This is a genomic window from Microvirga terricola (genome assembly GCF_011777495.1).
Taxonomy (GTDB): Bacteria; Pseudomonadota; Alphaproteobacteria; order Rhizobiales; family Beijerinckiaceae; genus Microvirga; species Microvirga terricola.
The window spans coordinates 15,047-38,346 of record NZ_JAATJS010000001.1 but is presented as its reverse complement, the minus strand read 5'-3'; the positions used below and the strand labels follow the sequence as shown (position 1 = coordinate 38,346).

Here is a 23,300-nt window from a genome sequence, read left to right as displayed (position 1 = left end):
CATGTCGACCAATCACGATCCCCGCCGAGACGACAAAAGCGTCTTCCCTAACCCCATCTATAAAGAGACGGTCCTGCGTCCGCTGTTCGACGGAGCCAAGGCTCATCATGTGGACGGTTTCCGTCGCATTGACCGGGCACATCTGGTGATGCTCACCGAAACAGGCATTCTCGATCGCAAGCAGGCGAGCGCCATCGCTCGCGCGCTTGAGGCTATCGATGCCGAAGTCGATGTGCCTGCACTGACCTATACGGGTGAGGTTGAGGACTTCTTTTTTCTCATCGAGAAAGAATTGAAGCGTCGGCTCGGACCTGATCTCGCCGGCCGGCTCCACACCGCGAGATCGCGTAACGACATCGACCACACCCTCTTCAAGCTGGGGTTGAAGGAGCGGATCGACGTCCTCCTCGCGAAGGCGCGGAATCTCGCGGGCGTGTTGATCAATGTTGCGACGCGCGAGCAGGAAACTCTTATCGTTGCCTATACGCACGGGCAACCCGCGCAACCGACGACGTTCGGCCATTACCTGGGAGCTGTGATTGAGGTCCTTCTGCGGGACATCGAGCGGCTCGTCGAGGCTCGCGCGATTGTTGACCGCTCGCCAATGGGTGCGGCTGCAATCACGACCTCTGGATTCCCGGTTGATCGTTCGCGAATGGCGACGCTCCTCGGCTTCTCGCAGCCGCTGCAAAATTCCTATAGCTGCATCGCCGCTGTCGATTATGTGACAGCGACCTACAGCGCCATCGAGCTGATGTTCCTTCATCTCGGCCGCCCGATCCAGGACCTGCAGTTCTGGACGAGTTTTGAAGTCGGTCAGGTTTATGTGCCAAACGCGTTCGTGCAGATCTCCTCGATCATGCCGCAGAAGCGCAACCCAGTTCCGATTGAGCATCTGCGCCATTTGTCGTCGCAGACGTTCGGCCGGGCGCGGGCCATGCTCGACGTGATGCACAACACGCCGTTTACGGACATGAACGACAGCGAGGGCGAAACGCAAGCCATGGGCTACCAGGCTTTTGCCTCGGCCGCTCGTGTGCTCGATCTTTTGGCCGCTCTGGTGGCGGATATCCGCATCGACGGTGCACGGGTTCAGGACAACATTCGTCGCAGCTGCATTACGGTGACTGAACTCGCCGACAGCCTTGTGCGGCGTGAAGGTTTGTCTTTCCGCGAGGCACACGAGATCGCAGCCGCGGTTGCGAAGGCAGTCGTGGCGGTCCAGGGCGATCTTGCAAATGACGGTTATGCGGCTTTCCTGAAAGCATTCGCAGAGGCCACGAAGCGTGAGACCTCGATCGACACTGCAACATTCGCGGAAATGGTCTCGCCGGAACATTTCGTTGCGGTTCGTGATCGGTTTGGCGGACCAGCGCCGAAAGCCCTGCAGGCTGCGTTGATGCAGTACCGCACGCAACTCGATGCCCTGACGTCGCAGGGGAAGGATATTGCAGCCCGCGAGGCGGCTGCGACCTCCGAACTTAAAGACAAATTTCAAGCGCTTCTGGGAGAAGCCTGATGGCCAATATCGTTCTCAACAGCCTCGTGAAGAAGTACGGCAATACGACGGCTGTTCACGGAATCGACCTCCAGGTCAAGGACGGTGAGTTCGTCGTGCTTGTCGGTCCTTCCGGCTGCGGAAAGTCGACGACTTTGCGCATGATCGCGGGGCTCGAGGATATTTCGGGCGGCACCATCTCCATCGATGGCCGTGTCGTCAACGAAGCCGAGCCGAAGGATCGGAACATCGCCATGGTGTTCCAAAATTATGCAATTTATCCGCATATGACGGTGGCTCAGAATATTGGCTTCGGCCTCTATACCTCGAAGCTGCCGGAATCCGAGAAGAAGAAGCGCATCGAAGAGACCGCGAAAATCCTCGGTCTGGAAAGCCTTCTCGGCCGACGGCCTTCGCAGCTCTCCGGTGGTCAGCGCCAGCGCGTTGCGATCGGCCGCGCCATGGTGCGCAACCCCGCCGCATTTTTGTTCGACGAGCCGCTTTCCAATCTCGATGCGCAGCTGCGCACCCAGATGCGGCTTGAAATCAAGAGGCTGCATCAGCGCCTGGGAACGACCATCGTCTTCGTCACGCACGATCAGGTGGAGGCGATGACGATGGCGGATCGCATTGTCGTGATGCGGGACGGACGCATTCTCCAAGTTGGCACGCCCATGGAGCTCTATGATAACCCGGCGGATATCTTTACTGCGCGGTTTATCGGAAGCCCCACCATGAATCTCCTGCCGGCGCGGCTTGTTGACAAGGCGGGACACCATGCGGCCGAGCTCAATGGCCTTGGCGCCTCGGTTGCGGTGTCAGCGGGCGGCATTTCCGGTGCGCAGGGTGCCGAGGTGCTGCTCGGCGTGCGCCCCCACGATCTTGTTGTTAGCTCCCAAGGGAATGGTATTCAGGGTCTGAGTCTGTCGGGAACCGTTTCTGTTGTCGAGCCGCTGGGATCGGAGACGTTGGTGCACCTCGACGTCGGAGGCGCTTCTGTCATCGCTAGCGCGCCGGGCAAGGTCATTCCGAAGGCTGGTGAGCGCGTGGCGGTGAACGCTTCTGCGGGCAGCCTCTATCTGTTCGATAGCAAGTCTGAACGCGCCCTATGCCGGATGTAATGCACTCAAGCGGGACGCTGCACAGTGTGCTGTGTCTCGGACGGACTTATTGCGATCTGGTTTTCACTGGGCTAGCGGGTTTACCGGTTCTCGGACGCGAGCTTTTCGCCAAGGACGTTGCGGTTGTGCCGGGTGGTGGGGCCTTTATCACCGCCGCTCATCTGATTGGATTGGGGCGCGATACCAGCCTTGTGACACGCCTCGGCACCGATCCGTTGTCGGCGGGGCTCGAAGGGGCGCTTGCTGAGAGCGGAGTGGATCTCACCTTCGTCGAGCGCGCAGCAGATGCCGGGCCGCAATTGACCGTCGCGATTGTGCAGCCACAGGATCGCGCGTTCTTGTCGCGACGTGCCGGGCATGGCCACCCGGCGACGGTGGAGGCTGCGCTTTCATCCCCAGGGGTACGTCATCTGCATATCGCCGAGTATGCCACTCTGATAGAGATCCCAGGCATCGTCGCTAGTGCGAAGGCGAAAGGCTTGACAGTCTCCCTCGATCCAAGCTGGGACGACGCCTTGATCCATGACCCGGGCTTCCTCGAGAATTGTCGCGGCGTCGATCTGTTTCTCCCCAACACCGAAGAAGCGTCAGTGATCGCCCGCGCGACCAACCATGAGCAAATTCTTGATCTGCTCATCCGTCATTTTCCGATTGTCGTGCTGAAAAAGGGTTCGGAAGGCGCAACGTTGGCGACGGGAGAAGGTGAACGATTGTCTCGCTCCGCTCCTCACGTGCCCGTTGTCGATACGACCGGCGCGGGAGATGCCTTCAATGCCGGCTTCATTCATGGTTGGCTGGCAGGGAAAGGCTTCTCCGCCAGCCTTGCGGCGGCCATTGAGGCCGGTAGCCTGTCTGTCCAGGCAGCCGGCGGCGCTACGGTGTTGAGAAAGATCGCCGCCGAATGATACCTAGTTAGTTCATCGCGCCTCGCCTAGCGGTGATGCGCGAACATGACATGGCGAACCTGCGTGTATTCCGTGAGACCGGTCATCGAGAGATCGCTGCCATAGCCGGAATTGCGCATGCCGCCATGAGGCATCTCGGTAGCAAACACACCATGCGTGTTGACCCAGGTGACCCCGTAGCGCAAAGCGGCAGCGAGCTGCGCTGCACGGCCCTGGTTTCGCGTCCAGATCGATGATGCGAGGCCGTAGCTTGAGGCATTGGCCCAACCAATCACCTGCCCTTCATCCTTGAACGGCGTGATGGATACCACGGGGCCAAAGACTTCTCGCTGCACGATCTCCGCGTTTTGCGGAGCGGCGATGAGCGTCGGCTCATAGAAGAAGCCGCGACGATCCGGTGCGTATCCGCCGGTGATGACTGCTGCCCCGCTCTCGCGGGCGCGGTCGACGAAGCCCGCGACACGGTCGCGTTGCCGCGCGGTGATCAGCGGTCCGAATTCCGCCTTGGCATCATCCGGCTCGCCATAGGGGAGGGCGGCAATGGCTTGCCCGAGATCGCTCACCAACTTGTCGTAGATCGATGCTGCCGCATAGATATGGCACGCCGCCGTACAGTCTTGTCCGGCATTGTAGAAACTCGCTTCCTTGAGGGTCTCAATTAGACCATCAAGATCAGCATCATCGAAGACCATGACCGGCGCTTTGCCGCCGAGTTCGAGATGAGTACGCTTCATCGTCTCCGCAGCGGCAGCAAGAATCTTCCGTCCGGTGCCTACATCGCCCGTCAATGAAATCATTCGCACGGCAGGATGAGAGACGAGCCGTTGGCCAACGACTGCACCGTTGCCTGTCACGACGTTGACAACACCTGGCGGCAGAACCTCTGCGAAAATCTCGGCAAGCTTCAATAGCGTGAGAGGCGTGTGTTCAGAAGGCTTAATGACGACGGTGTTGCCTGCCGCAATCGCCGGAGCGATCTTCCAACTGGCCATGAGCAGAGGGTAGTTCCACGGCGCGATCGACGCGACGACTCCGACGGGATCGCGACGCAGCATACTGGTGTGGCGGCCATTGCGATACTCCCCTGCAGGCACGCCCGGCATGGTACGCGCCGCGCCGGCGAAGAAGCGGAACACATCGACGACGTTGGGAACTTCGCCGCCAAGTACATAGCGATGCGGTTTGCCGCAGTTCATCGCTTCGAGCGTGGCAAATGTCGCGGCGTCGGCTTCGATCCGATCGGCTATGCGCAGCAGTGCCGAGGAGCGCTCGCGAGGAGTAAGGGCAGCCCAAGAAGGAAATGCCGCCTCTGCCGCTGCGACGGCACGGTCGACTTGCGCCTCACTCGCGCTGGGGAAAGAGGCGAGCAACTCGCCGGTCGCGGGGTTGAACACTTGCTCCGGTGTGCCCTCGCCGGCTTCAAAGCGAGCGTTCACGAAGACCTGCGCATTGTCGAACATCGTCAGTTTCCTGGGAAAGAGTGCTTGTTCAAAGATCGGTAGGCAGGCTCTCGCCGCGCAGCAGAGTGCCGAAATGACGGAGGAGAGCCTGGGAATGCGTGTTGCGGTCCGCCTGCCATTCCGGATGCCACTGCACGGCGAGGATGGAGGACGAGCCGATGCGAGCTGACACCGCCTCAATCAAGCCATCTGGGGCCGTTGCCTCTACATGCAGGTCTGGCGCGAGGCGATTGATGCCCTGATAGTGAACGGAGTTCACGATAATGCTCGGTGCATCGTACATCTGCGCGAGAACACCGCCACCTTTCAGCCGCACGTCGTGCTTGCACGAGAACATCGCGTCCAGGTTCGCCTCGGGCGGCGCATGATGGGGAATGAAGGTGTCATTGGTAGCAAGATCGCGTCGCAGGGTTCCGCCGAGAGCGACATTGATTTCTTGCAGGCCGCGGCAAATCCCTAGAGCGGGCTTTCCTGCTTTGATGACCTCTTCAAGAAGGCGTTTGACAACTTCGTCGCGGTCCTCGTCGAATGGCCCCTCCGCGTCGGCGCACTCGCCCTCGTAGTGCCGAGCCGCAATATTCGATGGGCTGCCGGTCAGCAAAATGCCGTCAATGGTGCTCGCTAGACGGGGAGCGTCGATATAGTCGGGCAGGCTAGGGACAATGACGAGGGACGCCTCCATGTGCCTAGCTGCAGCCTGGAGATAGCGCCGCATGACGCTCGCTGCGATCTCCTCGCCCACGGTGCGATTGCAGGCAATCACGCCGAGAAGCGGCCTTTTCTCGGCGGGGTGCTCGCGCTCATCGCGCTGGCTGGATGACGACACCATGATGACGCCCCGTCACGCTTCGATGATTTGCGCACGGCTGTCAGGAACGCTGACGACAACCGCATCCCCGGGGCCGAAGATATCCGTCCCGGGGGCTAGGCACTTGATACGCATATCGCCCAGGCGCAGAACGTATCGAATCCGCGCGCCGAGGAAGACCCGGGTCTCCACGGTGGCGCGGAACCCGTTCGGGATGATGGTCTGCGACGGCAACAACTTCATGTCTTCTTGCCGGAGGACCAAGCTCGCTTTGTGAGATGGCTTGGACCCCGGGGCGACGGCAATGACCTCTCCCCAAGGCAAGGTGGCGCGTGGTCCCGCGGCTGTCTCTTCGACCCGCACTGGGATCAGATTGGCGGAGCCGATGAATTCCGAGGTAAAGCCGGTCCGCGGGGATGCGTAGATTTCTTGCGGGCCGCCGACTTGCTCAATGCGTCCAGCGTTCATTAGAACGACAGTGTCCGAGAGGCTGAGAGCCTCTTCCTGGTCGTGCGTGACAAAGACCGTCGTCAGGCCGAGCCTGCGATGCAGCTCAATCAACTCCACCTGCATGTCTTCACGCAGGCGTGCGTCGAGGTTGGACAAAGGTTCGTCGAGAAGCAGGATCTTGGGATCCGAAACAATCGCTCTCGCCAAGGCCACCCGCTGCTGCTGTCCCCCAGAAAGTTGGCGAGGCATGCGATCCGCCAGGTGGCCGAGCTGAACTGTTTCGAGGGTCGCCTGGACGCGCTCGTCCTGCTCCTTCCTTGTCCCCCGATTGCGCATCCGCAGCGGGAAACGCACATTCTCACGGACACTCATATGCGGGAGAAGCGCATAGGACTGAAACATCATCGCGATGTCCCGGTTCTCGGGCGCGACATCCGTCACATCTCGCCCTGCAATTCGCAAGGTGCCGCGGGTCACGGCCTCAAGCCCCGCGATGATGCGAAGAAGAGTGGTCTTGCCGCAGCCGCTCGGACCCAGAAGACTGACGAACTGGCCGCTCTCGATTGACAGGGAAATTCCGTGCAGCACATCGACCGAGCCGAAAGACTTCACGATTTGGTTGAGTTCAAGGGTTGCCATGTCAGGTGCCGACGAAGCGTTGAATGCCGAGGAAGCGGTCGAGGGTCGCAATCAGGAAAACGGTCAAACCCATCATCAATGTCGACACGGCCGCCACGGTGGGATCGGGGCTGAATTCCAGTTGATTGTAGATCTGGATTGGCAGGGTCACGAGATCGGGTGTGCGCAGAAACAACGCGACCACCGCTTCGTCGAAGGAAATGTTGAACGCGAAGAAAGCGCCCGCCGCGAGACCCGGCACACATTGCGGCAGGACCACATAGAGAATGCGCTGCCAGCGGCTGGCGCCCATGGTGCGCGCAGCTTCTTCCAAGAAGGGGTCGGAATCGGCCAGCACCGCGAGCGTTGTGCGGATCACGTAAGGAAGGGCAATTACCATGTGGCCGATCCAAAGCGCCCAGAACGAGACCGGGCCGATTGTGGCACTCCACAGCATCAAGAGGCCGATGGCGAAGATGATTGATGGCAGAATGAGCGGAGACAGGAACAAGCCGGCGAGAAGGCTGGTGCCAGGCAAGCGCCGACGATGCAGAGCGATAGCCGCACCGGCCCCAACGATCGTCGCGGTTACAGTCACCAGGGTCGCGAGCTTTAGGCTCGTTATCAGGGCCTGAACGTAGGCGTTGGAGTCGAAAATCGCCGCGAACCAACGCAAGCTAAATCCACTTGGCGGAAAGGCAATGAACTGACTCTCCGATACGGACACACCTGCGACCACGACCAGCGGCGCGAGGATGAAGACGAGCGTCAGAGCCACGAAGAGCGAGGCGAAAACTCGCAACGTGTTGGGGACAGCCTTAACCATGACGCCGCCCCGACAACTTGATGTAAGGGGTCAGTGCCAAAAGGACGCCGACGAGGAGAATGACGGATTGGGCGGCAGCAAAATTCCATTCCAGGGTTTTGGTGGCCGCGTCATAGATGGAGGCTGCAACGACCGGAAGCCGTACGCCACCGAGAAGTGATGGAGTCACGAACGAGCTGACCGACAAGGTGAACGCGAGGAGCGAGCCGGCAAGAATGCCAGGCATCGCCAGGGGCAAAATAACAATCCGCAATGTCGCGAAAAAGCCGGCGCCCATTGTGCGAGAAGCCTCTTCCAAGCGTCGATCGATCTTCATGACGACGCCGAGAATGGAAAGGGTCGTGAAAGGAAGGAGGACCTGTACCATGCCGATGACGATCGCGGCTTCCGTGTGCATGAGAGTGAAATTCCGCCCCACGAAGCCGAGCTTCCACAGTGTGAACGGGATCAGGCCGCCCCGCCCCAGAAGGACCATCCAGCCGAACGTGCGCACGACGACACTCGTCATGAGTGGCAGGATGATGAGGACGATGAGCCAAAGCCGCAGCGCGGGGCGAATGCGGGCCATGACATAGGCGAGAGGAAAGCCGATTGCGGCGCAGATCGCGGTGATCAGCAATGAGAGATAGATCGTCCGCCAGACGATACCGAGATAGTACGGATCTGAAAGAAACCGGATAAAGTGTTCAAGCGTCAGCTCCCGGTGGGTGCCGAGAATGCTCAGGCCAAGCATCTCGGCGATCGGGAGGACGAAAGCGAGCGCGAGCAGGAGGATGCCGGGGCCCGCAAGAGCAAGATCTTCAACGCGATCACGCATAGTGAGCCCCGGCCTTCAGATTAACGAGCGATCAACTTCTTCCAACGCTCGACGAGCGAGGCGCGAGCTGCATCGACGGCGACAGGATCAAACCGCATCAGACCGGAGACCGCCTGTTCGCCGTAGACCACCTCCTTGGCGACCGTGTCATCGAGCTTGGTCGCCTTGTTGGTCGGTGAGTACCGCAGCTCATTGGCCCAGCCGGCCTGAACCTCGGAGGAAAGCGAGAAGTCGATGAACTTCTTTGCGAGCTCCTGGCTCGGTCGATTGGCGACGAGGTTAGCGGTCAGGTAAACGGCGGGCGTTCCTTCCGCGCCCTGCACGAACTCAATCGGCAGGCCGGCCTTGCGCAGGGTGTAGGCATAGTCCTGCGCGTAGGGCGCAATCCATGCATCGTTTTGCGCAAAGTTCTGCTGCATCTCCGGCGAGGTCGACACGACAACGGCGCTGCCGAGAAGGCCCTTCACGGCTTCGAATCCTGGATCCGGATTTTGAATGCTGCCGCCCTTGATCTTGTTCATCATCAGGAAGCCCAGCAGACCATAACTATTGGAGAGATCAGTCAGGACGACGTGATCTTTGTATGCCGGGTCCCACAGATCCGCCCATTTGGCGGGCTTCTTCGGGGCCTTGTCCTTGTTGTAGAGAAGGCCGATCGCTGCAACCGCATGGACCGGGCCTTCACCGCGGGAAAGGCCCTCGGTCGCGAAGGGGTAAAGGTCCTTGCCGTTCGACAATTCCTCGATCTTGATCGGGCTGATCAACCCCTCGCGTGCCGCCACGACTTCCTGACCGCCTGAGAAATGGATCACGTCAAACTGAGGCGCTGCCTTCTGCGCGCGTAGCTGTGCCAGGGCATCCGCCGAATAGGCGGTGATGACCTGCACATCCGCGTCGTACTTTTTCATGAACGGCTCGATCACGAGCTTGCGGTGGATCTGCTCATAAGCGCCGCCATAAGAATTGATAACGAGCTTATCTTTGGCAGCTGCGGGACTTGCGAGAGCGCCCGCGACGGCGAGCACTCCGGCGATCTGCGATACTCTGGCAAACATTGTCTTCACCCTCTGGTTCGTTGGTTCGTTGCTCAGGATCAAAAGCGGGGATTAGCCGAGACGGCCGATCTCAACCGTCTGCATGCCCTCGATACGGATGCTGCGGCATGCCGCGGCGATCGCCTCAAGGCCCTCGGTCATGCGGCCGAAGATGTTGCAGGGCGTCCAGCCGATGGGGCCGAAGATACGCCCGCCGTTGTCGTAGAACATGCCGATCTCCCAGAATTCATCGGTCATGCCCTTCATCAGGTTTTTGGCCTGATAGAACCACAGAAGCTCGCCGGCGATGGGGAAGCAAGTCTGGTTCTCGGCCGGAATGGACAGGGGATCGAACGTTTGAGCCTCCAGGGGGAGGCCGGTCATGATTTCCGGACCGGCGAACATGGCGTGGGTGGCCGGAACCTGGATCGGCTTGGCAAGGGCATTCCAGATCTTCTCGCAGGTCACGGGAGCGTTCTCCCAATAGAGCTCGATGGTGCCCTGCACATTCTTTTCGACAAATTTCAGGTAAAGGCGACGTTTCGTCATGGATAATTTCCCCAAGGGCCGGGCGTTTCCCGCCCAGGCGAGTATTTGCGGGGCCAGCGTCGCAGTCAAAAGTTTATTTGTCCAATTATCGTTCTCTATTAGAACGATAGAAATTTTTTATCGAAGGTTATAATCTACCCAGGCCAGGCCTGGGACCGTCTCGCTGCAAAACTCTGCGGCGGTCCGCTTTGCAAGCTCCGCGACCCGTTCCGTGAGGAGGGAACCGGGGACCGGGTGGTAGCTCGCGATGAAGGTCAGGGGCGGGAAGGGCTTGTTGACCTGGACAGAAGCCAGATCGCCCGAGTCGAGTTCCTTCTCCACCACGATCGTTGGCACGGCGGCAATGCCGAAACCGTCCATGGCAAGGCGGATCATGGTAGGAAGGGAGTTGGAGTTGGAAAGCTGAGATGCCAGCACACTTTCATCCTGAAAGTAGGGCGCGATCATCCGGTAGGGCGGCGAGCCCCTCTGAAACGTGATGAGCGGCATCGTTCCCAGTTCTGCCACGGTGTAGATACGATCCTCGTCAACCAACTTGGGACTGCCGACCCAGGACATCGCGTAGGAGCACACGACAAAGCTGCGATACCCCTCCTCGAGAATTGGATCGAGGCAGAATGTGATGTCGAGCTCGCCGTTCTTCATGTGATGCAGAAGATTGACGGTGGAATCGGTGACGATCTCGATTTGGACGCCGGGGTAGGTCTGGCGCAGTCGATCATAGAGGCGCGGCAACCACGTTTGGACGATGGCGTCGATGGCTCCGATGCGAAGGGTGATCGCGACGTTCTCCGGATCTGTGAACCCGAGCTTGAGGCCATCGAAGTCGCCGAGCATCTTCTCAATAACCCTCAGCGCCTCATGGCCGGCTGGCGTCAGGTGAAACTCACGGCCCTCGCGGGCGATGAGTTGTACACCAAGCTCTCGCTCGAGTGCCGCGAGACGTGATGAGATCGCCGGCTGCGTCGTGTTGAGATGTTTGGCCGTGCGCCCAAAATGACGCAGCCGTGCCAGATGAACAAACGTTTCGAGATTGGCGAGTTTCATAGCGAGGCTCAGTTCACCGTGTGTGAGCCGGCGCAGCGGCTCCATTCCATTTCTTAAAAAACGCCGACCGCGTCGTCTTCTCAACAGGAAACATTTCGCCGCAAAACTTGTAACGCAGCCGGTCCGAGGGCGCGCCTCACAAGAATAGGAGATTGGTTTCGTTCGGCTCTGGCATGCGCTGGCCGCTTAGATAGTTATTTGATTGCAGCGCGGGCGCGCTTAGCCGCTCGCGTTTTTGAAATAGTGTTGGGTTTGATGAACGTCGTGTGGGGTTCTAGTTAAGGCCGAGCGGAGTGAGTCCGCCAGATCAAGAGTCCGACATGAGTACTTCCCGGCGCTACCTTATTGCTTCATCTCTTGCCCGCCTCATTCGCAGGGAACGTGGGGGGAATCGGGTAACGGAGGGGCATTTTGCCAATCAGGCTGACCGGAGTTCCTATGTCATCATCGAGGGCGACAAGGGCAATCTGGTATTAATCACCGCTGGTTCGGGAGCTCCTCTCGAAGAGCGGACGGAAGTGCCACGCGCCCACGCCGAGGCGCTCCTTGATGTCACACCTGGAAAGGTCGATTATGTCAGGTCTCATCTCACTGTCGGGACACGTGACATTCATATCAATCGCTTTGTCACGCCCGGGCCGCTCGATCTCATCTCAGTTGAGTTTGATACAGAAGAAGAGGCGAGAGACTTTCGTCCCCTATCCTGGTTTGGCCCAGATGTAACGGCGGAAACGTCATACCAGACCCGCGCGATTGCCCTTGAGGGCATACCAGGTGCACCGGACGTTCCGATCTCGAATGCTGCACTCAACAGCTTGCTTGACGCATTGGAGAACAGGCCTGGCGCGTCGCGGCCCTACACCGCCCGGCAGTCGTCGAGTGAGCCACAGCGGAGCTCGACTACGAACGAGAAGACCGCCCGAAAGCCGGCGTCCGCGCCCCAGAAAGCGGAAATCTCTGCGGCGGGAACTATTTCTGCCGAAGATGACGGTGGATTGAATCTCAACATCGAGGACAATGTCATCCGCGAGTTGGCCCGGTCGCTGCGTCCGCAGCGACGCTAGGTGATCGCGAAGGCTCACACTACACGGGCCGCTTCAAGAAACGCGTCGATATCGTGTTGTAGGCGATTGAGTTGGCTGTCGAGAGTGAGTTTTGCTTGCGCGACAGCCTCGGCTGCTGTCGCGGCTGATGCCGTCGAGTCGTTGAGTGTCTCGATATCCTGCACGACGACCTGAGTATGGCTTGTCGTTTGCTGGACGCTCCTGGCGATCTCAGAGGTAACCGCTGCCTGCTCCTCGACAGCCGCGGCGATGGCAGTCGCGATTGTGCTAACTTCCTCGATCACACGGGCAATCTCCTCGATTTCTACGGCACTCTTCTGCGTCGCCGTTTGGATCGCGGTGATTCGAGAGCCGATTTCGGTCGTTGCCCTGGCGGTTTGGGTTGCGAGGGCTTTGACCTCTTGCGCGACGACCGCAAAGCCTTTGCCTGCCTCGCCGGCATGGGCGGCCTCAATAGTCGCATTTAAAGCCAGGAGATTGGTCTGAGAGGCGATCTGGTCGATTAGATCCACCACGTTGCCAATCTGTTGAGCTTGCTCGGCCAATCCGGCGACTGACCCCTTTGTACGCTGCGCGCTGTCAAATGCCTGTCGCGCGACATTGGCGGAGCGGCCTGCTTGCTCGCCGATTTCACGAACGGAAGCAGCCAGTTGCTCGGTAGCGGCTGCGCCAGATTGCATGTTAGTCGCTGTCTGCTCGGCAGCACCTGCGACCTTGCTTGCGAGTGAGCTGGCCGATCCGGTTGCGGTATCAAGTTGGATGGCACTTTCTGACAGAGCTCCGCTCGCTTCCCCGGAGATCCTGAGGCTCGTAACCACCGCCTCAGAAAATGAGGCGATGGCGCTCGACAGTGCTTGGCCCCGCCGCTCGCGCTCCTCGATCAGCGCCTCCTGATAGACAGAGATCGCAAAGTCCATGTCGAGCATGATCGCCTTGTTCATCGCCGCGATTTTGCGGGCGAGCGAGGCACCGCTGAACCGATGCTTTGTCGAAAGGACATGCACCAATTCATTCATCACGAAAGCGTAGCCGCCGATGTACCACCGTGGCTCCAGCCCAATTTTGCTATGAATCATGCCAATTCGGCGGATGCTCTCAACGTAGTCCAGATCGAACCGGCCGCTGAAGAGCCGCTCCCAGTGCTTCTCCTGGGCCGAAATCAACCGGTCTTGCTGCGCCCCGATCATCTCGGACAGCGCCGGAACCCGGTGCACATGTTCGTAAAAATTCCGCAGGACGGTAGGCAAGGACCCGGAAACGGCTTGCCACACGGCGCCAAGCTCTCGACAGACACCCTGGTCGATGCTCAGGAAGTTGAGCCGGTCGGCGAGCGAGTTGTCTTGCATGGTTCTGCCCTAGGCGCTGAAAGTTGGGCATGGGGTTTAGAGCGCCAAGGTTGGCTCAGGCTTGCGCGGCTGAGATCGGGAGCGGGTGTTGCCGCACCCTAAAAGAGGAGCCGAAATCTACCTCGCAACTCCAACCATGGCGAAGGCTCGCGCGCCTCTTCGAATGAGGTCATCGATGCTGATGGGCTGGTAAATTCTGTAGCGCCTTCCTCTTTCCGGGGTTGCCCAGAAATATCGTTCTACTTGGCTGGCCGGCACAGCGGGGCTGAAGAAAAATCCCTGCCCATAGTCGCAGCCCAAAGTTCGCAAGAAGCGAAGTTGCGCTTCGCTTTCGAGCCCCTCGGCTACTGTCTTGATTTTTAAACTTCTCGCCAAGACGAGAGTGGCCCGTACGATTGCCTGATCGTCCGAGTTTGAGTTCAGGCCCGCGATGAAGGAGCGATCGATCTTGATCTCGTCGATGGCATAGCTTTTGAGATGAGTCAGCGAGGCGAACCCGGTGCCGAAATCGTCCAGTGAGATGGACACGCCGCGGCTGCGAAGGTCTGATAAGGCCTGCGCGATCTGGCTCGCCTTGTCGTCGAGCAAGACCGATTCCGTCACTTCAACAGTCAGCCGAGAAAGCGGGATTCCTTTCGAGGCAAAAAGATCAGCCACTCTCTTGGGATAATCCCCGCGTTTCAGCTCCGGCGCCGTGACGTTTATGGACACCTTAAAGGGGGGCATGTTGGCGCTCTGCCATTGGCGAAGATCATCGCTGATATTGAGCAGCATGTGCTCGCCAAGCAGCACCGCCGTTTCGGGATCACTGAGAGCAGCGGGAAAATGAGCCGGGGAGCGGAGCTCGCCGTCCGGCATGATCCACCGCGCGAGCGCTTCAAAACCATGGCACCGACGGTCAGTCAGCTGAATCTGCGGCTGGTAGTACGGTCTGACATTGCCTGTCTCCAACAATGATCGAACTGTCGACATCTCTTGAAGTCGTTCGGTCATTGCGGCTCGCATCTGAGGGGCGAAGACTTGAGCCTGGCCTCGACCTTCAATCTTCGCGCGGTAGAGCGCAATATCGGCATTTTGCAACAGCTCACTGAAGTCGGAGCCGTGATCAGGAAACAGCGCAACGCCAAGGCTGGCGCTTAATCTGATATTAGGGGCCCCCTCCGCGACCAAGGAAGTGATGGCCTCCAGAAGCTTGCCGATCATCGGCTTGAAGTCTTCGTTCGAAGAGATGTTCTTCAATATAAGCGCAAACTCGTCACCACCGACGCGGCTCACCTCGCCAATCTTCGATGCCAGCGACTGTATCCTGCGGCCTATCTCGACAAGGATAGCATCGCCAACCTGGTGTCCGAGTGTGTTGTTCAGGTCCCTGAAATGATCGAGATCCATCAGAATGAAAGCGACCTTCCGGGCTTTCTGGCGGGCTTCGACGAGCGAATTCTCAAGAAGCCCGTGAAAGTGGCTTCGATTGGGGAGACCTGTGAGAGGATCGTGGGTCGCCTCCCAGATTGGTCCCGCCTTGCCGCGGCGGGCCATGATATCTTGGATAGCTTCAAAGAGCTCCGCCGAATCCCCGCGCTCGTGCTGCGCGCCTTCTAGGTGAGAAAGGTCGACCCTGTCCGTCGAGCTGCTTATCGCGAAGCCGCTGTGATTGGCGAAAAGCTGCAGTGCCTCCCGCCCTGGGGAGGCATACGCGGCAAGAATGTCGTCCCGCGAAAGCAGCATAAAAGTCACTCAACAGCCTTCTTAGCGCTAAAGGTTGAATTCGCCATTCATACCCCTGGTCAGCGATACATTATTTCGCTTTGCAGAAGGGCGAGTTCCCTGCGTTCGATCAAGCGTAGGGGCGACGGATTAATTTCTTTTAAACATCCGCTGGCACTTCGGCCGACCCAAGTGTTTGCAATATTGTCTCATCGTCCTGCGTGATGAACGTACCGTGTCAGCCTCGGGCAAGATTGTCGACGTAGATCTCATGTGAAGATACTCGAGTTGGAGGTCCCCGTGGGATCGGTCTACCTTTTTGACGTGGCTTCACGACAGGCGCAATGGCTTGCTGCTCGCCAAGCGACCATCTCCGGGAACATCGCAAACGCGAACACGCCCGGCTACAAAGCCTCCGACGTTGAGCCCTTCGCAAAGGTCCTCGACAAGACACAACTCGCGATGGCCGCAACGGATAGCGGACATCTGGGCATAAATGGCTCTCCAGTTCGTGCGCTAAAAGTCAGAAAAACCGACAGCTGGGACATCATGCATTCCGGAAATTCTGTCAGTCTCGAGCAGGAGATGGCCAAGGCGGGAGATGTGAATCGTGAGCACTCGCTCAACACAAGCATCGTCAAGTCCTTTCATCGCATGATCCTGTCGAGCGTTAAGAGCGGACAATGATCGATCCACTGCAAGCATCGTCTAAACTGGCTGGTGCCGGCCTCGAGGCGCAGTCGATGCGACTTCGCATCGTTTCCGAGAATATCGCGAACGCGCAGTCCACAGGACAAACCGAAGGCTCTGATCCTTATGCGCGCAAGACGATCACGTTTCGCAGCGAACTCGATAGGACGCTCGGCGCAGCCACCGTTCACGTCAAGGATATCGGCGTCGATCAGGCGCCGTTCCAGCTTGAGTATGATCCCGGAAATCCTGCGGCGGACGCGAAGGGCTTTGTGAAAATGCCTAATGTCAACATGCTGATAGAGATGGCCGACATGCGCGAGGCCAACCGTAGCTACGAAGCGAACCTGCAAATGATGAAGCAGGCGCGGTCCATGATCGCGAGCATGATCGATATGATGAGAGGTGCGTGATGATCGAGAGTGTTTCTGCGCTTTCTTCCGTTATAGATCGCTCTGGATCGATCTCCGGGGTCCAAGCCGCCGGAATGCAGAAGGTAGCGCCCGTTGCCTCTCTGCGGCAGGCTATCGACTTCGGCGATGTCATGCTGCAGGTCGCCTCCAGAGCGACCGAGACACTGAAGGCTGGCGAAGCTGCGGCGATTTCCGGAATACAGGGCCGAGCATCCGTTCAGCAGGTCGTCGAGGCCGTCATGTCGGCGGAACAGGCGCTGCAGACGGCCATCTCGATCAGAGACAAGGTTGTCGCAGCGTATCAAGAAATCTCGCGGATGGCGATTTAAGGGGAATGTCATGAGAGCTCTCGCTATCGCAGCCACGGGCATGAATGCTCAGCAGCTGAATGTCGAAGTCATCGCGAACAATATTTCGAACGTCAACAGCACGGCGTTCAAGGGCGCGCGGGCAGAGTTCACGGATCTTCTCTATCAGGCAGAGCGTCTTCAGGGCGTCCCCAACCAAGCTGGTGAGGCCCCGATTCCGGAAGGCGCAATGCTCGGACTCGGCGTGAGGACCGCCGCTATCCGCAACCTTCATCGGCAGGGGCCGCTGACCAATACGACGAACCAGTTCGATCTTGCCCTGAATGGACGTGGCTGGTTTCAGATTACGAGCCCGAACGGCGAAACGATTTATACGCGTGCGGGCTCGTTCAATAAGAACGGAACTGGTCAGCTCGTCACCATCGATGGATACGCGGTCGATCCAGCGATCAATATCCCGCAAAATGCGGTCGACGTCGTGATCAACGAATCTGGACAGGTTTTCGTCAAAGTCGACGGACAGCCGGTCCCGCAGAACATCGGGCAGCTCACAATCGCGAATTTCGCGAACGACTCAGGGCTCGAGCCGCTCGGCAACAACTACTATCGGGAAACGCCCGCTTCAGGAGCTCCGGTCGTTGGCGTTGCGGGCGATCCCGGCTTTGGAAAAATTCATCAAGGCTACTTGGAAGGGTCGAACGTCGATCCCGTCAAGGAAATCACCAATCTGATTTCCGCGCAGCGCGCCTTCGAGATGAATTCAAAGGTCATTCAGGCCGCCGACGACATGGCCGGAACTGTCTCAAAGGGCATCCGCTAAACCCGTCATACGGCTGATCCAGGGGAAATGATGCGATCGCTTCGGAACATTGCACTCGCCCTCACGATGTTGCTGGGCGCAACAGGCGGTGCGCATGCGCAAGAGCAGATGTTGCCAGTTCCGACTGTGACCATCTATCCAGGTGATACGATTAGACAGTCGATGCTGAAAGAGCGCGGTTTTCCTCCGAATTATCGCGCCCGATCGGCTGTCATCGACTCTTCTGTAGCCCTGGTTGGCAAGATGGCCCGGCGGACGCTCCTGCCTGGAGAACCGATCCCGTTCAATGCGGTGGATGATCCACGCTTGGTCACGCGCGGCGTGGCGACACAGCTTGTTTTTCATGAGGGCGGACTCACGATTACCGCGATGGGGGCGCCGCTTCAATCTGGAAGCCTTGGCGAGCAAATACGCGTCCGCAATATGGATACTGGCCGCATTGTTCTCGGCACGGTTCAGGCGGATGGCCGAATCCGCATCGGTGGCTAATGATGTTCCGTCTTGCATTCCTTTTGTTTATTACGCTTCTTCTCCACCCCGCCGAGGCCTCGACCCGGATCAAGGATATCGCGTCGGTGCAGGGCGTCCGCGATAATCAGCTCGTGGGCTATGGGCTTGTGATGGGGTTGCAAGGGACAGGCGATACGCTTCGCAACTCGCAATTCACTGAACAGTCCCTACAATCCATGCTCGATCGCATGGGTGTCAATGTTCGCGACATCCCGTTGCGAACGCGGAATGTCGCTGCCGTGACCGTAACGGCCGATCTTCCGGCCTACATCGGTACCGGATCGCGCATTGACGTCACGGTCACATCACTTGGCGATGCGACCTCGCTCAAGGGCGGGACGCTGATGCTCACAGCGCTCATGGGGGGCGATGGTCAGGTCTATGCTGTCGCACAGGGGCCGGTGGCCGTCTCAGGCTTCAACGCGACCGGCCAGGCTGAGACCCTGACGCAAGGGGTCGCGACCGCGGGCCGTATCCCAAATGGAGCGCTAATCGAGAGGGAAGTGCCGGGCCAATTCCGTGAAATGCCCTCGCTCGTTCTTGAGCTCAAGAATCCAGACTACAAGACCGCAACCCTGATTACCGATGCAATTAATGACTATGCCGAGAGACGGTATGGGAAGCGCGTCGCGACCCCTCGCGATTTCCGGACTGTTGTGCTGCAAAAGCCCCGCGACGTTGGAGCGACGCGCTTTCTCGCCGAGCTCGGCGATCTCCTCGTTCAGCCGGACACTCCGGCAAGGGTTGTCGTCGATCAGAGAACCGGGACAGTCGTGATCGGTAAAAACGTCCAGATCTCGACGGTCGCGATGACGCACGGAAATCTGACGGTTCGGGTTACGGAAACCCCTCTCGTTTCACAACCAGAACCATTCTCGGGCGGGCGGACGACCGTGGTGCCACGTACGCAGATTACGGCAAACGAACAGGACGCCCATCTCGCGGTTATCGGTGGCTCCGATCTTCAGACCTTGGTCAAGGGGCTTAACCAGATCGGGCTCAAGCCAACAGACATCATTGCAATTCTCCAGGCGGTTAAAACAGCCGGTGCGCTTCAGGCGGATCTGGTTGTCCAATGAGGCTTTCGAGAAGGCTAGCATTCATGCGAGAAGATCAGCCGCTTCATGATCGTACAGGCTTCCTGAGGATGCGCTCGTGCAGCAATCGGGGAGGAAGGGGGGGCGCGGTGGCAAGCGCAGTTGCGCTGATGGCGCTCGCCATCTCGGGCCCGGCCTCCGCGCAGGAGAAAGCGGCGGATACTCGGGGGACGGCGGCAAGAGCCGCCGAGGCGCTGAAGGACGCTAAAGCCAACCCCTATTGCGCAAATATCGCCGATGCCGCCGCCGATGCAAGATTTGCTTGGCAAAAAGAGACGCTGGCATCCCTCGAAAGGGAAATTGAGGGGCGCATCAAAGCCCTCGAGGAAAAGCGCGCTGAATACGAAGCCTGGCTGAAGCGCCGCAACGAGTTTCTGGCGAAGGCAGACGAGGCTGTCGTCGCCATATATTCCCGCATGCGTCCGGATGCAGCGGCACTACAGCTTGCAAACATGCAGGACGATACTGCTGCCGCAATCCTTGCCAAGCTCAACCCGAGAAGCGCCAGCGCTGTTCTCAACGAGATGGAGCCAGCGCGCGCAGCACAACTGACCGGTGTCATGACGGACACGTCGAAGCGGAACGCCGAAAGTGAGAAATCGGGATGAGACATATTCTCGTATCTGTCGCGGTGCTGGCTCTGGGAGCCTGCGCGATCAATCCGAACGATATAGGGCGTGAGCCAAGCATGACGCCAGTCGGGTACGGCTTGACGGTCGCGCGCGAGCCCGTCCCAACGGTTTTCGCCTCTCCGGCGAGGGCATCCTATAATTCACTCTGGTCACAAAGCAGCGCTGATCTCTTTCAGGATCCACGTGCAAAGAAAATCGGCGACGTCGTAACAGTCAATATTCTGATCGATGACAAGGCTCAATTCGACAATACGACTGATCGATCGCGCAAGTCGAAAGCGAACCTTGGGTTCGACGTCGGCTTCAACTTCAATGGGCGCTCAGCCGACTATAAGGCCGACGGGGATATCCGTTCTGCCTCATCAAGCGAGGGTCAGGGCTCGATCGATCGATCTGAAAAACTTCGGTTGTCTGTCGCGGCGGTGGTGACCGAGGTCCTGCCCAATGGCAACGTGGTCATAAGCGGGTCCCAGGAGATCCGAGTCAACTTCGAAGTTCGCGTCCTCAATATTGCCGGCATCGTGCGTCCGGGCGATATCTCCCGAAAGAACACTATCGGCTATGACAAGATCGCGGAAGCTCGCGTCTCCTATGGTGGGCGAGGGCGGTTGACAGAGGTGCAACAGCCGGCACTCGGGCAGCAGATCTATGACGCAATTGCGCCATTCTAGCAGTCATGAGGAAAGCGATTTGAATGGCAAAAAAGCGGGCCTCTTCGAAGTCAGCCTCATCGGCGAAGGGCAGCGGAAGCTGGCTTATGATCTTGCTCGTCTTGACGGTTCTTGCGGCTATAACGGGCGGCGGCTTCGGCTTTTACATGGTCGCAACGGTCGAGCGGGCCGTGGATGAGAAGAAAAAGGGGGAGCAGGATAAGACCTCCCAGGTCTTAAAGTACTCCGGCGACATGGCCATAAAGGGTCTCGCGCCGGTTGTCACAAATCTCTCGGGTTCGGCTGAAACGTGGATTAGGCTTGAATCGTCTATCGTATTTACCAACGGGTCCATGCAGAACCCGGATGTGATGGCAGCCGAGATCCGCCAAGATGTCCTGGCTTATCTGAGGACTCTCACGCTCCCGCAGATCGAGGGGGCGAGCGGGCTGCATCACCTGAGAGAAGATTTGAATGAGCGCGCGCAGATGCGATCGAAAGGCTTGGTGCGCGAACTGATTGTCGAAACTCTTGTTGTTCAATAAGCGATCGACGACGTAACTAGAGAATTACACGCAGGCTTGAAGTACGCACTAGCGCAACTCGTGGGGCACGATTCGCGCTACGCATGGGGCTCATTATCGCTATGATTGTCAGGTTCTTTTCAATATTGCTATTCTCCACATTTGCGACAAGCGCAAGTGCTCAGGTTCCGGGTCTTGAGTCGCTGATCCCCGCCGGAGACGGTGCCGTTAGCGGCCGCATTATTCAGCTCATTGCACTTCTAACGGTACTCTCCGTTGCGCCTGGTCTTCTGATTATGGTGACAAGTTTCACGCGGTTCGTTGTTGCTCTGTCGTTCTTAAGGTCCGGGCTCGGGCTCCAGAGCACCCCGGCAAATTTGTTCCTGATAAGCCTGTCGCTCTTTATGACCTTCTATGTCATGGCGCCGACGTTCGATCGCGCCTGGCAGGACGGCATTCGCCCTTTGACTGAGAACAGAATTTCGGAGGCCGAGGCCTTCAAAAAGGTCGCGGACCCGTTCCGCGAATTCATGCTCACTCACGTGCGTCCAAAGGATCTTCAAACTTTTAGCGATCTCGCGGCGAGCAGCTTTCAAAAGTCACAGGACGACCAGAAGATCGATCTGCGCATTCTTATTCCTGCCTTCATGATTTCGGAGCTGCGGAGAGGGTTCGAGATCGGGTTCCTGATCGCCCTGCCGTTTCTCGTCATTGACATGATTGTCGCGACATTGGTGATGTCGATGGGTATGATGATGATGCCGCCGACGGTCATTTCCCTCCCGTTCAAGATATTATTCTTCGTCCTCATCGACGGGTGGAACATGCTTATCAGCGGGCTGGTGCGATCTTACTTCTAAGGAGACGATCCGCGTTCCGTTAAGCAAATTTTAAGATCATAGCGACTTAGATCAGACCATCGGGCTACTAAGGCTTGACGATGACCGCAGCTTGGTACAGGCTTCAGTTGTCACCATGACAATCATGGCAGATTGGATCGAAACGTATGAGGTTCGGTCCGAAGGCATGAAGCCGAGCTGCCATACCGGTGGAAGTCCGGTATGTCCCCGAAATTTCCATTTCATTTTAAAGGGACAGCAAACATGTCTAGCCTTCTCACGAATACCTCCGCGATGACCGCTCTGACGACGCTGAAGAGCATCTCAGGGCAGCTCGACCAGACCAGCAGCCGTATCTCCACCGGTATGAAGGTCTCGAACGCTGCCGACAACGCGGCCTACTGGTCGATTGCCACGACGATCCGTGCCGACAATGGCTCGCTCGGCGCGGTGAAGGACGCTCTCGGCCTCGGCGCGAACTCGGTCGATACCGCCTTCAACGGCATGAACAGCGCCATTGAAGACATGAAGTCGATCCAGGCCAAGCTGACGGCGGCGATGTCGCCGAACGTCGATCGCGGTAAGATCCAGACCGAAATCAACTCGATCCTCAACAAGATGAAGTCGACTGCCGACTCGTCGGTGGTGTCCGGTGAGAACTGGCTGTCGACGGATTCGGGCGCAGGTAACTACACTTCCGATCGTAAGATCGTCGCCTCGTTCACCCGCGTCGACGGAGCCATTTCGGTCGACACCGTGAACGTGTCGGTGGACGACACGAAGCTCTACGACAAGACCACGACGGCTTCGGCTGGCGGCGGTGTGGATGCGAACATCGCGGCCGGCAAGGCGGCGTTCCAGGCGGCGGAGACCCAGTGGGACACTGACCAGGCGACCTGGGAGGCGAGCACAAAGGACGCGGCGGCGAAGACGGCTTACGACACGGCCAAGACCACCTTCGACACTGCGAAGGCGACCTATGCCACGGCCATCGACACGGCCAACGCGGCTGCCGTCAAGGACGCGGACGGTGCGGGCGGCATCCTCAACAAGGAATGGGGCGTCTTCGGCAAGGACGAGGACGGCGCGTACAAGCACTACGCTCTGTCTGTGGACAAGCTCGACATCTCGGCGATCCAGAACCAGGACCTGTCGAAGCTTCGCGCCTACATCGCGGTTGTCGACAAGGCGCTCAACGCCATGACCGAAGCGGCCACCACGCTCGGCGCGAACAAGACGCAGATCACATCGCAGACGACCTTCGTCGAATCGCTCATCAAGTCGAACGAGCGCTCCATCGGTACCCTCGTTGATGCCGACATGGAAGAAGAGTCCACCCGTCTCAAGGCGCTGCAGGTTCAGCAGCAGCTCGGCGTTCAGTCGCTCTCCATCGCGAACTCGAACACCCAGAGCATTCTCTCGCTCTTCCGCTAAGACTAAGCTCATTCCCCGATCCGTCGGGGAGTGACGCAAGAGCCACGCTCCCCCCAGGGCGTGGCTTTTTTATTTTGCGTCCTGGAGCACAGCTCCACGCAAGGTTCGTCAGTTAAAAAAGCCGATATGGCAGATT

At 58.6% G+C, this 23,300-nt stretch carries 25 protein-coding genes; 15 read left to right on the top strand and 10 right to left on the bottom strand.

The annotated features are described in order from the left end of the window. The first annotated feature begins 1 nt into the window (after position 1). Genes argH through HB375_RS00180 form a run of 3 tightly spaced genes read left to right on the top strand, consistent with a single transcriptional unit; the run spans position 2 to position 3,524 of the window. A complete protein-coding gene (gene argH, locus HB375_RS00190) occupies positions 2-1,519 on the top strand; it encodes an argininosuccinate lyase (protein ID WP_167670816.1) in 1,518 nt (505 codons plus the stop codon). After that, on the top strand, positions 1,519-2,619 hold the full coding sequence (locus tag HB375_RS00185; RefSeq protein WP_167670814.1) for an ABC transporter ATP-binding protein: 1,101 nt from the start codon (positions 1,519-1,521) through the stop codon (positions 2,617-2,619). The genes argH and HB375_RS00185 overlap by 1 nt, the downstream gene beginning before the upstream one ends. Then, entirely contained in the window at positions 2,619-3,524 is a 906-nt protein-coding gene (locus HB375_RS00180; RefSeq protein ID WP_167671690.1) for a carbohydrate kinase family protein, read from the top strand. The genes HB375_RS00185 and HB375_RS00180 overlap by 1 nt, the downstream gene beginning before the upstream one ends. A gap of 26 nt (positions 3,525-3,550) precedes the next feature. Here HB375_RS00180 and HB375_RS00175 read toward each other — a convergent pair whose 3' ends face one another. The 8 genes from HB375_RS00175 to HB375_RS00140 all read right to left on the bottom strand — a co-directional run bounded on the left by HB375_RS00175 (position 3,551) and on the right by HB375_RS00140 (position 11,178). Further along, on the bottom strand, positions 3,551-4,984 hold the full coding sequence (locus HB375_RS00175) for a gamma-aminobutyraldehyde dehydrogenase (protein ID WP_167670811.1): 1,434 nt from the start codon (positions 4,982-4,984) through the stop codon (positions 3,551-3,553). A 28-nt stretch (positions 4,985-5,012) separates the two neighbouring features. After that, positions 5,013-5,813 (bottom strand): gamma-glutamyl-gamma-aminobutyrate hydrolase family protein, encoded by an 801-nt coding sequence (locus HB375_RS00170; RefSeq protein ID WP_167670809.1) that lies wholly within the window; start codon positions 5,811-5,813, stop codon positions 5,013-5,015. 12 nt (positions 5,814-5,825) lie between these two features. After that, complete coding sequence (locus HB375_RS00165) at positions 5,826-6,881, bottom strand: ABC transporter ATP-binding protein (RefSeq protein WP_167670806.1); 1,056 nt, start codon at positions 6,879-6,881, stop codon at positions 5,826-5,828. 1 nt (position 6,882) lies between these two features. Next, positions 6,883-7,686: an ABC transporter permease gene (locus tag HB375_RS00160; protein ID WP_167670804.1), complete on the bottom strand. Its 804-nt coding sequence runs from the start codon at positions 7,684-7,686 to the stop codon at positions 6,883-6,885. Next, complete coding sequence (locus tag HB375_RS00155; protein WP_167670802.1) at positions 7,679-8,503, bottom strand: ABC transporter permease; 825 nt, start codon at positions 8,501-8,503, stop codon at positions 7,679-7,681. The genes HB375_RS00160 and HB375_RS00155 overlap by 8 nt, the downstream gene beginning before the upstream one ends. A gap of 20 nt (positions 8,504-8,523) precedes the next feature. Further along, positions 8,524-9,558 carry an ABC transporter substrate-binding protein gene (locus tag HB375_RS00150; RefSeq protein WP_167671689.1) on the bottom strand — a complete coding sequence of 345 codons (1,035 nt, stop codon included), beginning with the start codon at positions 9,556-9,558 and terminating at the stop codon, positions 8,524-8,526. 51 nt (positions 9,559-9,609) lie between these two features. Further along, positions 9,610-10,086 (bottom strand): DUF3830 family protein, encoded by a 477-nt coding sequence (locus tag HB375_RS00145; RefSeq protein ID WP_167670799.1) that lies wholly within the window; start codon positions 10,084-10,086, stop codon positions 9,610-9,612. 117 nt (positions 10,087-10,203) lie between these two features. Further along, entirely contained in the window at positions 10,204-11,178 is a 975-nt protein-coding gene (locus tag HB375_RS00140; RefSeq protein ID WP_205799999.1) for a LysR family transcriptional regulator, read from the bottom strand. A 275-nt stretch (positions 11,179-11,453) separates the two neighbouring features. Here HB375_RS00140 and HB375_RS00135 point away from each other — a divergent pair, with 275 nt between their 5' ends. Beyond that, positions 11,454-12,197 carry a CYTH domain-containing protein gene (locus HB375_RS00135; RefSeq protein ID WP_167670796.1) on the top strand — a complete coding sequence of 248 codons (744 nt, stop codon included), beginning with the start codon at positions 11,454-11,456 and terminating at the stop codon, positions 12,195-12,197. Positions 12,198-12,211: 14 nt separating this feature from the next. Here the strand turns inward: HB375_RS00135 and HB375_RS00130 are convergent, their stop codons facing one another. Next, a complete protein-coding gene (locus HB375_RS00130) occupies positions 12,212-13,543 on the bottom strand; it encodes a globin-coupled sensor protein (protein ID WP_167670794.1) in 1,332 nt (443 codons plus the stop codon). A 117-nt stretch (positions 13,544-13,660) separates the two neighbouring features. Further along, entirely contained in the window at positions 13,661-15,268 is a 1,608-nt protein-coding gene (locus tag HB375_RS00125; protein WP_246728317.1) for a putative bifunctional diguanylate cyclase/phosphodiesterase, read from the bottom strand. Positions 15,269-15,547: 279 nt separating this feature from the next. Here HB375_RS00125 and flgB point away from each other — a divergent pair, with 279 nt between their 5' ends. The 11 genes from flgB (at position 15,548) to HB375_RS00070 (ending at position 23,164) form a co-directional block, all read left to right on the top strand. Next, complete coding sequence (flgB, locus tag HB375_RS00120) at positions 15,548-15,934, top strand: flagellar basal body rod protein FlgB (RefSeq protein WP_167670790.1); 387 nt, start codon at positions 15,548-15,550, stop codon at positions 15,932-15,934. Further along, positions 15,931-16,350 (top strand): flagellar basal body rod protein FlgC, encoded by a 420-nt coding sequence (flgC, locus tag HB375_RS00115; protein WP_167670788.1) that lies wholly within the window; start codon positions 15,931-15,933, stop codon positions 16,348-16,350. The genes flgB and flgC overlap by 4 nt, the downstream gene beginning before the upstream one ends. Beyond that, the gene (gene fliE / locus HB375_RS00110) at positions 16,350-16,679 is read left to right on the top strand and encodes a flagellar hook-basal body complex protein FliE (RefSeq protein ID WP_167670786.1); all 330 of its coding nucleotides are present in this window, start codon (positions 16,350-16,352) and stop codon (positions 16,677-16,679) included. The genes flgC and fliE overlap by 1 nt, the downstream gene beginning before the upstream one ends. Before the next feature lie 10 nt (positions 16,680-16,689). Beyond that, positions 16,690-17,478, top strand: coding sequence for a flagellar basal-body rod protein FlgG (flgG, locus tag HB375_RS00105; RefSeq protein WP_167670784.1), 789 nt, complete (start codon positions 16,690-16,692; stop codon positions 17,476-17,478). Between the two features lie 66 nt (positions 17,479-17,544). Continuing rightward, entirely contained in the window at positions 17,545-17,967 is a 423-nt protein-coding gene (flgA, locus tag HB375_RS00100) for a flagellar basal body P-ring formation chaperone FlgA (protein ID WP_246728316.1), read from the top strand. Next, positions 17,967-19,067: a flagellar basal body P-ring protein FlgI gene (flgI, locus tag HB375_RS00095; protein ID WP_167670778.1), complete on the top strand. Its 1,101-nt coding sequence runs from the start codon at positions 17,967-17,969 to the stop codon at positions 19,065-19,067. Before flgA ends, flgI begins: the two co-directional genes overlap by 1 nt. 128 nt (positions 19,068-19,195) lie before the next feature. Continuing rightward, a complete protein-coding gene (locus HB375_RS00090; RefSeq protein ID WP_246728315.1) occupies positions 19,196-19,693 on the top strand; it encodes a MotE family protein in 498 nt (165 codons plus the stop codon). Beyond that, entirely contained in the window at positions 19,690-20,388 is a 699-nt protein-coding gene (gene flgH / locus HB375_RS00085; RefSeq protein ID WP_167670776.1) for a flagellar basal body L-ring protein FlgH, read from the top strand. Before HB375_RS00090 ends, flgH begins: the two co-directional genes overlap by 4 nt. 86 nt (positions 20,389-20,474) lie before the next feature. Then, positions 20,475-20,912, top strand: coding sequence for a flagellar basal body-associated FliL family protein (locus HB375_RS00080; protein ID WP_246728272.1), 438 nt, complete (start codon positions 20,475-20,477; stop codon positions 20,910-20,912). A 101-nt stretch (positions 20,913-21,013) separates the two neighbouring features. Further along, positions 21,014-21,751: a flagellar type III secretion system pore protein FliP gene (gene fliP, locus HB375_RS00075; protein WP_167671686.1), complete on the top strand. Its 738-nt coding sequence runs from the start codon at positions 21,014-21,016 to the stop codon at positions 21,749-21,751. A gap of 243 nt (positions 21,752-21,994) precedes the next feature. Next, a complete protein-coding gene (locus HB375_RS00070) occupies positions 21,995-23,164 on the top strand; it encodes a flagellin N-terminal helical domain-containing protein (RefSeq protein ID WP_167670771.1) in 1,170 nt (389 codons plus the stop codon). Positions 23,165-23,300 lie beyond the last annotated feature (136 nt).